Annotated in this window: 14 protein-coding genes; 7 read left to right on the top strand and 7 right to left on the bottom strand. The window is 70.5% G+C overall.

The window, feature by feature from the left end:
• The first annotated feature begins 629 nt into the window (after window positions 1–629).
• The gene (locus ODJ79_RS14455; protein WP_263023940.1) at window positions 630–1,862 is read left to right on the top strand and encodes a HEAT repeat domain-containing protein; all 1,233 of its coding nucleotides are present in this window, start codon (window positions 630–632) and stop codon (window positions 1,860–1,862) included.
• Between the two features lie 105 nt (window positions 1,863–1,967).
• On the opposite strand, the gene ODJ79_RS14450 is transcribed toward ODJ79_RS14455, so the two are convergent.
• From ODJ79_RS14450 to ODJ79_RS14440, 3 genes are all read right to left on the bottom strand, one after another.
• Window positions 1,968–2,450 (bottom strand): hypothetical protein, encoded by a 483-nt coding sequence (locus tag ODJ79_RS14450; RefSeq protein ID WP_263023939.1) that lies wholly within the window; start codon window positions 2,448–2,450, stop codon window positions 1,968–1,970.
• A 311-nt stretch (window positions 2,451–2,761) separates the two neighbouring features.
• The gene (locus ODJ79_RS14445) at window positions 2,762–3,487 is read right to left on the bottom strand and encodes an alpha/beta hydrolase (protein ID WP_263023938.1); all 726 of its coding nucleotides are present in this window, start codon (window positions 3,485–3,487) and stop codon (window positions 2,762–2,764) included.
• Window positions 3,488–3,532: 45 nt separating this feature from the next.
• Window positions 3,533–3,919 (bottom strand): hypothetical protein, encoded by a 387-nt coding sequence (locus tag ODJ79_RS14440; protein WP_263023937.1) that lies wholly within the window; start codon window positions 3,917–3,919, stop codon window positions 3,533–3,535.
• Between the two features lie 96 nt (window positions 3,920–4,015).
• On the opposite strand from ODJ79_RS14440, the gene ODJ79_RS14435 reads away from it, so the two are divergent.
• The 3 genes from ODJ79_RS14435 (at window position 4,016) to ODJ79_RS14425 (ending at window position 6,016) form a co-directional block, all read left to right on the top strand.
• Window positions 4,016–4,609: a Crp/Fnr family transcriptional regulator gene (locus ODJ79_RS14435; RefSeq protein WP_263023936.1), complete on the top strand. Its 594-nt coding sequence runs from the start codon at window positions 4,016–4,018 to the stop codon at window positions 4,607–4,609.
• Window positions 4,610–4,654: 45 nt separating this feature from the next.
• On the top strand, window positions 4,655–5,503 hold the full coding sequence (locus ODJ79_RS14430; protein WP_263023935.1) for an alcohol dehydrogenase catalytic domain-containing protein: 849 nt from the start codon (window positions 4,655–4,657) through the stop codon (window positions 5,501–5,503).
• A gap of 108 nt (window positions 5,504–5,611) precedes the next feature.
• Window positions 5,612–6,016 (top strand): type II toxin-antitoxin system VapC family toxin, encoded by a 405-nt coding sequence (locus ODJ79_RS14425; protein WP_263023934.1) that lies wholly within the window; start codon window positions 5,612–5,614, stop codon window positions 6,014–6,016.
• Between the two features lie 72 nt (window positions 6,017–6,088).
• Here ODJ79_RS14425 and ODJ79_RS14420 read toward each other — a convergent pair whose 3' ends face one another.
• Window positions 6,089–6,727, bottom strand: coding sequence for a response regulator (locus ODJ79_RS14420; protein WP_263023933.1), 639 nt, complete (start codon window positions 6,725–6,727; stop codon window positions 6,089–6,091).
• Window positions 6,718–7,986 (bottom strand): sensor histidine kinase, encoded by a 1,269-nt coding sequence (locus ODJ79_RS14415; RefSeq protein WP_263023932.1) that lies wholly within the window; start codon window positions 7,984–7,986, stop codon window positions 6,718–6,720. Before ODJ79_RS14415 ends, ODJ79_RS14420 begins: the two co-directional genes overlap by 10 nt.
• 133 nt (window positions 7,987–8,119) lie before the next feature.
• Here ODJ79_RS14415 and ODJ79_RS14410 point away from each other — a divergent pair, with 133 nt between their 5' ends.
• Window positions 8,120–8,515: a hypothetical protein gene (locus ODJ79_RS14410; RefSeq protein ID WP_263023931.1), complete on the top strand. Its 396-nt coding sequence runs from the start codon at window positions 8,120–8,122 to the stop codon at window positions 8,513–8,515.
• Between the two features lie 28 nt (window positions 8,516–8,543).
• On the opposite strand, the gene ODJ79_RS14405 is transcribed toward ODJ79_RS14410, so the two are convergent.
• Together ODJ79_RS14405 and ODJ79_RS14400 are read right to left on the bottom strand one after the other, a co-directional pair.
• On the bottom strand, window positions 8,544–9,026 hold the full coding sequence (locus tag ODJ79_RS14405; protein WP_263023930.1) for a hypothetical protein: 483 nt from the start codon (window positions 9,024–9,026) through the stop codon (window positions 8,544–8,546).
• A gap of 40 nt (window positions 9,027–9,066) precedes the next feature.
• Entirely contained in the window at window positions 9,067–9,483 is a 417-nt protein-coding gene (locus ODJ79_RS14400) for a RidA family protein (RefSeq protein ID WP_263023929.1), read from the bottom strand.
• Between the two features lie 39 nt (window positions 9,484–9,522).
• Here ODJ79_RS14400 and ODJ79_RS14395 point away from each other — a divergent pair, with 39 nt between their 5' ends.
• Both ODJ79_RS14395 and ODJ79_RS14390 read left to right on the top strand, forming a co-directional pair.
• On the top strand, window positions 9,523–10,005 hold the full coding sequence (locus ODJ79_RS14395; protein WP_263023928.1) for a cupin domain-containing protein: 483 nt from the start codon (window positions 9,523–9,525) through the stop codon (window positions 10,003–10,005).
• Entirely contained in the window at window positions 10,002–10,898 is an 897-nt protein-coding gene (locus tag ODJ79_RS14390) for an acyl-CoA thioesterase (protein WP_263023927.1), read from the top strand. The genes ODJ79_RS14395 and ODJ79_RS14390 overlap by 4 nt, the downstream gene beginning before the upstream one ends.
• Window positions 10,899–10,907: the final 9 nt, after the last annotated feature.

Here is a 10,907-nt window from a genome sequence, read left to right as displayed (position 1 = left end):
CGCGGTCGTGACCGCGGTGACGATGTGGATGTCGCGGGGGTCGGCGAAACATCCGCCACCAGGTTCTTGCAGGTTGAGCTAGCAGTCGCGCCAACGGCGAAGGAACCGTCTACCAGCGCGCCGACGGCCCGTGGGAAGGCGCTGACTAAGTCCTGACCGCCGACGGCGCCATTCAACGGGTTCGATCGTTGACTACGGCGTCGTGACGCTCACCGGCACGGTCGGCCGCCGGTCGTCCGAGGAGCTGGCCGCCCGGCTGTCCCGGCAGGTCGCCGGGTGGTCGACGTGGTCGACTTCTGCTTCGACGACAGCCAGGCCCACGGTTTCCGGCTCGGCTTCGGCACCCTCTGGGGCGGATGATGGGTTCCCGTCATGGCGCCCGGCGGATCATCTGCGCACGCCGCCGCACCGGCTCCGCCTCGGCCGGCCAGCCCAGATCGGCCGGCGTACGCCAGGTTGTCCAACCGGGCGGCGACGGTCGGATGGTTCGGGTCGAGCGTCTGCTCGCGGCCATGTCGTGATCTCGACCGTCTCAGGGCGCCCGAGCCCGCACGGCCGATCTACTGAAACCCGCCGGTCGATCGATGCCGCCGGGCCGCGTCCTTGGTCAAGTGATGCAGAATGGCGAGGTGCTCGATGCGGTGTGGCAGGCGATCGAATGCGGTGACTGGGAGACGGCTCAGCGGTTGATCGGCAGCTTGCCGGAGACGGTTTTGACCGGGCCGCAGGGTGCCGCATTGCTGCACGCCGCCATCCACGGCCGCAGCGCAATGACTGTCGATGTGCTTCTCATGTGCGGTGTGGACCGGCACGTGCCGAGCCCGGACGGCGGCGACCTCCTGTCCTGGTTGGCCGATCGCGGCGACTTGGAGATGTTGGACAGTTTGCTGGATCATGACGCCGATCAGGCAGCGGCGGCGAAGCGGGACGCGCTGGAGATCGCGCGTGGGTGGGTTGCCGGCGGCGTGGAGGCTGAGTTGCGCCGGCGGCTGGGATTGCCCGACGGCGGTGTGCTCGAGCGGGAACAGGTGCCGTACGGCGACGGCTGGCAGCACGCCACGCGAGTTCGCGTGACCGCGCCCGACGGACGGTCGGCCGAGGTGCTGGGCGCGCACCGGGCGATCGTCACCGTGCTGGAGTGCTCCCTGGGCATCGTGGCCGCACCCGACGAGCTGCTGGCGCGGGCAATGCATGACGGCGATCCTGACTCGTGCGACTGGAACGCCGCCGCTTTCACCCTCACCAACCACCTGCGTGCGGACGAATCGTACCGTTGGGCGATCTCCCGGGTCGGCGATGCGCAGACCCTGGTCCGCCGCTTGGCAGCCGAGGTTCTGCACCGTCTCAGCTTCGACGACCGCCCGTTCGCGGCCGCCGCGCTCAGCCCGATCCGCGAACGGCTGACCGTCGAGGACGATCCCTACGCCCTGGAGCAGCTGCTGGCCGCCTACGCCGGGTATCACGGCGACGGCCCGCTGCCGGAGGTCCGAGCCCACGCGCGGCATCCCGAGGCGCGCATCCGTGCCAGGGTGGCCGACCTGCTGTTATTCGCCGGGCCCGATCCCGACGCGGTGATCACCCTGCTCGAGTTGGCCGGTGATCCGGACGGCCAGGTCCGGGCCGGAGCGCTGTATTCCCTGGTCGAGTCCGGCGTCCGCACCGCGCAGGTTCTCGCGGCGTACGCGGCGAACCGGCACGACGACCGCATAACGGTGCTGGTCCAGGCGCTCGCCGGCCTTGCTCTGCACGGCGACGATGAGGCCCTGGCACGGTTGCAGGAGTTGCGGTGGTATGCCGGCCCGGACAAGTGGAATGTGTCCTCGCGCGCCGACGACATCACGCGGCGGCTGCAAAACTGGTGAATTCGATGCCGCCTCAGCCGCCGGTCGCCGCCGCAGAGGCCACAGCGTCACGACGACGGCGATCACGCTGCGGAACGCCACCCGCGCTTTGCGAACGTGCGGGCATCAGTCGCACACCTTCCACTTGCCGTCCTCCTTGGCGAGCGGCAGTTCCAGGTCCTCCGTGGCGCCCGTGCCGGTGGTGAGCTTCATCTGCACGGTGGCCTGCCACGACAGGTTCCACAGGGTGACCTTCGTGTTGGCCACGGAGCTGTCGGTGATGCCTTTGCGGTGCACGTACTCCGTGAAGCTGTCGTGGCTGGCCTTGGAATCGGCGGCCGTGCAGACGTACTGCAGCGCCTTGGCGTCGTCGCCGGCGATCACCGCGCTGACGTAGGACTCGGCGGCCGCGTTGGCCGGCTTGGTCTGGCTCGCGATCAGGCCGAAGAAGGTGGCGCCGCCGCAGCAGCACAGAAGCACCAGGCCGCCCGCGATCAGGCCGATGATCAGGCCCCAGCGAGTCGGCTTCTTCGGCGGTGGCCCGAACGGCGGGGGGCCGAACGCCGGCGGTCCGTACGGTGGCGGTCCGTACGGGGGTGTGGCTGACATGCGCGGATGGTACAGCCGGCCATCAATGCCGGCCGTCCCGTCAGCGCGGCACGCTCAGGCGGTCGTCGGGGATGACCGCCACGCCGAGGATCTCGATCATGGCCTCGGGTTACTGGCAGATGACCGCCGACACCGAAAGGCTGCGGACGGGCCCGGGAGGACACGTGGGGGCGACTCTGCAATCCAGCGCGGCCGACCCGAACCCCGGGGCCGACACTTCGGAAAAGTCACTTCCCGGACCCGCCGAAGATCACCCTAGAACACTGCTCCCCATGATGTCCTGACGCAGAGGGGCGGCAGATCCGTGCAATTCATCCACCGTCAGGATCGCGGGCCGAGGAGCGCCACGACGCGGACATCGCGACGATGGTCCGGGTCACGGTGTCCGGATCCACCAACTGGTGAAGGTGCTGTCCGGCATTTTCCTCGACGACCCACCCACGTTGCGCGGCCTCGCGCGCCATCGCATCGTATGGCGGACCGAACAGCAGGTAGCCGCATGGCCGGCTGTCCCACCCGGGAGGCACGGGCACCAGTTCCTCGTAGTAGCTCAGCGGCAGTCGAGGTTGCTCAGCGGAAACCGCCCTGCGCACCTCGGCGTCGGGGAACATGGGCGCAACGTCTTCGTCGTCCCACCACGCCGTCCATTGCGGTAGCCGCCCATCGACCGCCTTCGGGCGCAGAAACTCCAACAGTTCCGGCGTAGCCACCGGCGTAGGGCCGGACAGCGAGGGCAGTGCCGCATCGACGAAGATGCACCCGGCGACCGGGCGTGGTGCCGAGGTGACGACGACCGGAACAAACAGACCGGCGTTGCTGTGCGCGACGATCACGATCGGCTGATCCGCCGGTAGCTGATCGATCGCCTCCCGAGTGATCTGGGAAACGACCCTCCAGAACGGCGGTCCGGAATCGGCGACGCCAACCAGGGTCGGCATGATCGTCGCCGCGCCACCGGCCTCGAGTCGGCTCTTGATCGGTGCCCACGTCCGCGGACCGACCGATGGACTGTGCACGAGAACGAAGGCGGGATTCATCGGACAACCGTGCCCTGGCCTCGTCGGCGCAGTCCACCCCGCCCGTCACGCCGAGCGCGAACAGACGGGTGGCAACGCAGTCGGTGGAACCTCGCGACTCAGATATCGAACCGGCTTGGCAAGGGACTCCGCGTAGGCAATCTCCTGCCGGGTTGACTCGCCCACGTAGCCGCCCGGATCCACGATGTACACCTCGTCAGCCATGCGAATCTTTTGGAAGTGCACGCCGCGAAGCCGCCGCTTGAGGTCCGAGCTATCGACTGTCCAGTCATAGCCCGGCAGGTCGAACATTCCGAGGCTGATCACGACGCACCCGTCCATCGTGAGCCGCTGGTTGACCTCCGCGAACTCAGCCTCAAACCTGGTCGAGCCGCAGAGCGTGATGACCTTCGCGTCCCCCTCGGCCGACCGCGGCGAGTGCTGGTCCTCCATGAGGTCCATGATCTGCCGCAATCGGCTTGTTGACCAGGCAAAGGGTGTGTTTCGTGGTTGAGGGACTTGGCGGTGCGCGTAGGTAGGCTGGTTTTCATGGTGGGGATCGACGCGTATTCGGCGTTGGACGAGGGCTTCCGACGGTGGGGACCGGTCCCGGACGCCGAGCTCGCGATGGCGCACGCGATCTTCCGCCCGCATCGGGTGCCGACCCGGACGCTGCTGCAACACGCCGGTGCGCCGGCGGAGCGAGTGTCGTTCATTGTGCGTGGGCTGACCCGCATGTTCTACGTCGGCGAGGGTGGGGTTGAGCGTACGAAGGGCTTCCGGGCGGAGGGCGAGCTGGTCTGCTCCTACGCCGCAGCGCTGCGCAATAAACCGTCTCAGCTGTTCATCGAGACGCTGGAACCGGCCGAGCTGTTGACGGCGGACCGGCCGGCGTTTGTCCGGCTTTGCGCAGGTCACCCGGCTTGGGCGGCGGTGCTCGGCGCAATGACCGAGCGGCTGTTCCTCGACGAGGAGCGCCGCCATCGGCAGCTGTTGACGGAAGATGCCACGACCCGATATCGCGCGTTTGTCGCGGGGCAGCCGGCCCTGGCCGCGCGGCTCACGCAGCGCCAGATCGCCGCCTACGTCGGTGTGTCCGCTGAGGCGTTGAGCCGGATCCGCACCGCGCTGGCGGTTCGTTGATGTAGGTCAAGGCCGTCGAGGGGTCCGGTTTCGTAGCTTCGGAGCATGAACGGACAGGAGATGGTTGCGGTCGGCGTCGACGCGTTCGGCGGGCCGCTGCGCCCGCTGCGTCTGCCGGTGATCGCGGCGGGGCCCGGCGAGGTGCTGGTCCGGGTGGCGGCCGCTGCGGTCAATCCCGCCGATCTGGGGATGGTCGCCGGCCGGTACCGCTGGGCCGATGAGGTCCGCTTTCCGCTGGTGCCCGGCTACGACGTCGCGGGGACTGTCGAAGCCACCGGCCAGCCGGTGGTCGCGTTCACCTCGCACAAATCGACGCAGCGTGGCGGGTACGCCCAGTTCGTCACCCTGCCCGCCGAGTTGGTCGTGCCGCTGCCCGATGGGCTGACGGCGGTCGACGCGGCGCCGCTGCCGTTGGCCGGGATGACCGCGTTGCAGGCACTCGACGTGCTCGGCGAGGTGGACACGTTGCTGGTCAACGGTCCGCGCGGCGCGGTCGGCAGTCTGATCGTGCAACTGGCCACCGCCCGCGGTACGACGGTCGTGCCGGCCGACAGCCCCGGTCCGGTCGACGCGGCTGTCGACGTCGTGGGTGGCGCTGTGGCGCGGGCAGCGTTCGACCGTGTGCGTGACCACGGCCGGTACGCCACCGTAGTCCCGGAGTTCTGGATCCCGGGTGGCGTGTTCGCCGCCGAACGTGGGATCACACCGCGGGTGGTGTCGGTACGGTACGACCGGATCGGACTGATGGGTCTGGTCGAGCAACTCGCAGCCGGTACGGTCACCGCCAAGGTCGGCGCGGTCCTGCCGCTCACGGACGCGGCGCAGGCGCACCGGATCGTGGGGAGGGCCGAAGCGGCGCCGAGGGTAGCCGGCAAGATCGTCCTCGTGCCCTGATCCCAGAACCGACGGGTTCGACCGTTCGAGCGGACAGCGGACAACGACGACGAGATCACCATCGAGTGCGACGCCTTCCACCCAGGAAAAACGACCTACCCTGACGAAATGGCCCGCTACGTGATCGACGCCGCCACCCTGCTGCATCTCGTGGATAACGCGCTTGCCGTTGAGCGCAGTCACCAGTTGGTTGCGCCGAACATCATTCGTTCGGAGGCGTTGCAGCTGTTGTTGCGCGATGTCCGTCGAGGCGGACGTACCGATCGGGAAGCGCTTGAGGTTCACGAGCGGATCACCGAACTCAAAATGCGGCTCCTCGGTGACCGGGTGTCGCGTGCAACAGCTTGGCGGATTGCGCGTCAACAGGACTGGGACACCCTGCGTGACGCCGAGTACTTGGCGGTTACCCGGTTGCAAGCCGATGCGCTGGTCACGGTGGACACAGATTTGGCGGCCAAGGCAGAGAACGTCGTTCCGGTGGCGCCCCTCCGAGCCCTGATCACCGGCAAGTAGCACCAGCCGCGCAACGTCCGCCCAGGCCGCTGCGATGTTGAGGGGAGGATGCCGGCCCGCACACGTCCCGGGCTAGCCGCCCAGGAAGCGCAGCACGGCCAGCACCCGGCGGTGGTCGCTGTCCGCCTGGGCCAGCCCCAGCTTGGCGAAGATGCTGTTCACGTGCTTGGCCACGGCGCTGTCGCTGACCACCAGCGCGCCGGCGATGCCCGCGTTGGACCGGCCCTCGGCCATCAGGGCGAGCACGTCGTGCTCGCGCGGGGTGAGCCGGTCGAGCGGGGCGGTGCGGCGCACCAGCAGCTGCGACACCACCTCGGGGTCGAGCACCGTGCCGCCGCCGGCGATCCGGCGCGCCGCCGCGAGGAAGTCGTCGACGTCGGCCACCCGGTCCTTGAGCAGGTAGCCGAGCCGGCTGGTGTCGCCGGTGAGCAGCTTGGTGGCGTACCGCTCCTCGACGTACTGGGACAGCACCAGCACGCCGACCTCGGGCCACTGCCGGCGGACCTGGATCGCGGCGCGCAACCCCTCGTCGGCGTAGCCGGGCGGCATCCGCACGTCGGCCACGAGCAGGTCGGGCCGGTGCTCGTCGACGGCCCGCAGCAGCGCGTCGGCGTCGCCCACCGCGGCGACGACCGGGCAGCCGCGGGAGGCGAACAGCCGGGACAGGCCGTCGCGCAGCAGCACCGAGTCCTCGGCGAGCACTACCCGCACGGCAGGGTCACCAGGATCGACGTCGGTCCGCCGGCCGGGCTGGCGATGCTGAGCGTGCCGTCCACCGACTCGACGCGCTGCCGCAGGCCGCGCAGGCCGGTGCCGTGCACCGGGTCGGCGCCGCCCCGGCCGTCGTCGGCGACGGCCAGGGTCAGGCCGTCGGTCTGCTGCCGCACCACGACGTCGGCCCGGGTCGCGGCCGCGTGCTTGGCCACATTGGACAGCGCCTCGGACACCACGAAATAGGCGACCGCCTCGATCGCCGCCGGCGGCCGCCCGCGCAGGTCGACCACCAGCCGCACCGGCACCGGCGAGCGGGCCGCGATGCCGGACAGCGCCGCGTCCAGGCCGAGCTCGTCGAGGACGGCCGGGTGCAGGCCGCGGATGAGGTCGCGCAGCTCGGCGAGCGCCTGCTTCGCCTCCTCGTGCGCCGCCGCGACGGCCGTGCGCACCGCGGGGTCGGCCTCGGCGAGCGCGGCGCGGGTCATCCCGAGGTTCATGGCCAGCGACACCAGGCGCTGCTGGGTGCCGTCGTGCAGGTCGCGCTCGATGCGCCGGCGCTCCGCGTCGGCCGCCTCGACGGCGGCGGCCCGGCTGGCCGACAGCGACGCGACGCGCCGGGCGAGCAGTTCGGCGGGCGGCGGTTGCAGGAGCCGCCGGGCCAACCTCAGGTCGAGGGCGGCGGCACCCCGGGCGAGCCAGCCCGCAGCGACCGCGATGGCCACGCCGAGCGCCGCGATCGGCGACCGGTGCAGCAGGCTGCCCTTGCCGCTGAGCGCCGCGGCCACCACGAAGCCGGGGCCGAACACCACGCCGGCCAGGACCAGGGTGCCGGCCAGAGCGAGGAATGCGCCGCCCAGCGCGTGGTAGCGGACCTGCCGCCAGGTGGCGGACGACACCGCCTGGCGGGCCAGCCAACGCCGGCGGGGCATGCCGGGCGGCCGCGCGGCGGGCGGCGCCAGGTCGGCGCCGAGCAGGCGGAGCCGGGCCTCGTGCCACGACGTGAACCGGGAGGTCAGCGCGAGCAGCACGGGCAGGGCCACGGCGAGCGGGGCAACCGCGCCGACCGTGCCGCCCAGCGCCGCGGAGCCGCCCAGGCCCGGCACGGGGTGCTCCGCCCCGACCAGCTCCCCGACGTCCACGATCGCCGACACCAGCACGACCGGGACGAGCCAGAGCGCCGCGCCGGCCAGCAGGCCGGCGACGGCCAGCCACGTACGCCGCGACCACAGCACCGCCGGCACGTCCCGCCATCCCACGCGCCCACCCTAGCCAGCCGCGGCCGCCCGGAGGATCCGGCTGATTACCGGATCTCTCCTGTACCCAGCACCACCCTCGAGACGGATGCCGCCGCTACCGACACGGGCCGCCGCGGCAACCACGCTTGATCGCATGGACCGAATCTCGTTGCCGGCCGTGCCGGCGATAGCCGCGGCCGCGTTGGTGCCGTGGACCGTCGGCATCGCCACGCTCCTGCCCCGCACCGCCACCGCCCGGCACTGGAACATCGTCTGGGCCGGGCTGGACGTCGCCATCATCGCGGGCCTCGCGTCGACCAGCCGGCTGGCCCGCCGTCGCGACCGGCGGGTCGTGCCGGCCGCCGTCGCGACCGCCACGCTGATGTGTGCCGATGTCTGGTTCGACCTGTGCACCACCGACGCCGGCCGGCCGTTCGCCACGGCCTGCGCCTCGGCGGCGGTCGAACTGGCGGTCGCCGCCACCTGCCTGGTCGTCGCCCGCACCGCCGATCCCGCCGAAAGCCTCCCGTCATCTCCCAAATGCTGGTGAGCCGTCACCAGGGCACACCATCACGGCCTCAGCCGCACACCTTCCACTCTCCGTCCTCCTTGGCCAGCGGCAGCTCCAGATCTTGCTGGGAGCCCGTGCTGGAGGTGAGCTTCATCTGCACGGTGGCCTCCCACGACAGGTTCCACAGCGTGACCCTGGTGTTGACCACGTAGCTGTCGGTGATGTTGTTGGTGTGCACGAAGTCGGTGAAGCTGTCGTGGCTGGACTTCGCGTTGCTGCTACCGCAGACGTATTGCAGCGCCTTGCCCTCGTCTCCGGCGATCACGGCGTTGACGTAGGACTCGGCGGCCGCGGTGGCCGGTTTGGTCTGGCTCGCGCTCACGCCGAAGAAGACCGCGCCCCCGGCGCAGCACAGGAACACCAGCCCGCCCACGATCAGGCCGATGATCAGGATCCAGCGAGTGGGTCGTTTCGGTGGCGGCCCGTACGGCGGCGGCCCGTACGGTGGTGGTCCGTACGGTGGCGGTCCGTACGGCGGAGTTGCTGACATGCGCGGATGGTACAGCTGGCCATCAATGCCGGCTGTACCGTCAGCGCGGCACGCGGAGGCGGTCGTCGGGGATGACCGCCACGCCGAGGATCTCGATCATGGCCTCGGGTTGCCACAGGCTGGTGCAGCCGATGCCGGCCATCGCCGGGTAGACCGGGCCGGCCAGTTCCCGCCACACCTTGCCGATTTCCTTGCCGTGGGCCTGGTAGTCCGGGATGTCGGTCAGGTAGATCGTGATGCTCACCAGATCTTCCGGCTGACCGCCCGCCGAGCGCAGCGTCGTCAGCACGTTGCCGAACGCCTGCCGGAACTGCTCGACGATCCCGCCGGGCACGATCCGCATCTCCGCGTCCAGGGCGGTCTGCCCGCCCAGATACAGCGTGTTGCCGGACAGTGTGCCGTGCGAGTAGCCGCTGGGAGCCGGCAGGGAAGCGGGGTTCACCGCGACGGGCCTCATGGCATTGACTTTATGTGACGGCCGTGAAAAATACGAGATATGGAGCCCGACCTCAGCAACTATGTCCTCGAGGGCGACAACTCGATGTACCGGTTGCCCAGCGGCCTGGTGGCCCCCGTGGTGACCCGCGGCGGCCTCGAGGACGCGAACACCGCGAACTCCGGCGGCGCCATCCGTGTCTCGGGAGTGAGCATCCAGCACACGCCGGCCCGTCGCCTGTGGTTCGGCAAGGTGCACAACGACCCCGGGTACCGCTCGGTCACCCACCACCACGGCGAGGCGGAGACCGGCGGCTACGTGCTCTCCGGCAAGGCCCGCATCTACTTCGGCGAGAAGTTCGAGGACTACGTGGACATGGAGACCGGCGACTGGGTCTTCGTGCCGCCGTTCATGCCGCACATCGAGTGCAACCGGTCCCGGTCCGAGCCGCTCACCTGGCTGACCACCCGCACCCCGGAGAACATCGTGGTCAACCTGGCCGACGTCCCGGACGACGAACTCCCGGGCTGGCTGAACCGGTGAGCACCTCCGAGGTGGTCACCGCCGCCCTGACCCTCAAGCCCGTCGATCCCGAGCACTTCGACCAGGCGTACGTGGGGACACCGCAACCGTGCCCGTGGCCCAAGGCGTACGGCGGCGACCTGGTCGGACCGGCCACCGCGGCCCTGGTCCGCTCGGTGCCGGGCGACCGTGCCCTGCACTCGATGCACAGCTACTTCCTGCGCCCGGCCGAGATCGGCGCCGAGGTCCGCTACGAGGTGGAGCACCTGCGCGACGGGCGCGGCTACTCCACCCGGCACCTGCGCGCCTACCAGGCCGGCAAGGTGGTCTACACCGCGATGGCCTCGTTCCACGTGGGCGAAACCGGCCAGGAGTACGCGACCCGGCCGCCCGCCGACGTGCCCGGCCCGGAGACGCTGCCCAGTTCGGCGGAGTACCTGCACGACCGGTCGCACGGCACCGGGACGATGACCGCCGCCTCGAAGGAATACTGGTCACACGGCCGCGGCTTCGACATGCGCCACGTCCCCGGCCCGGTGTACCTGCGCGTCGAGGGCCCGCGAACGCCGTACCAGGCGGTCTGGGTCCGGCCGTTCGACCCGCTGCGGCCGGTCGACGGGCTGACCGGGGAGCAGTTGCACACCGCCGCTCTCGCGTACGTCTGCGACTACACCATCCTCGAGCCGATCCTCCGGGTCCTGGGCCGCCCCTGGGCCGAACCCGGCCTGGTCACCGCCAGCCTCGACCACGCGATGTGGTTCCATCGCCGCGGCAGCGTCGACGACTGGCTGCTGTACGTGCAGGACGCGGTCGCCGCCGACTCCGGTCGCGGCCTCGGCGCCGGGCGCTTCTTCACCCGCGACGGCCGGCATCTGGCCACGGTCGCCCAGGAGGGCATGATCCGCACGTCCTGAAAGGACACC

The sequence above is a fragment of the Actinoplanes sp. KI2 genome (assembly GCF_025630775.1).
Lineage (GTDB): Bacteria > Actinomycetota > Actinomycetes > Mycobacteriales > Micromonosporaceae > Actinoplanes.
The sequence above is the reverse complement of the archived record's forward strand: the minus strand, read 5'-3'. Positions and strand labels throughout refer to the sequence as shown.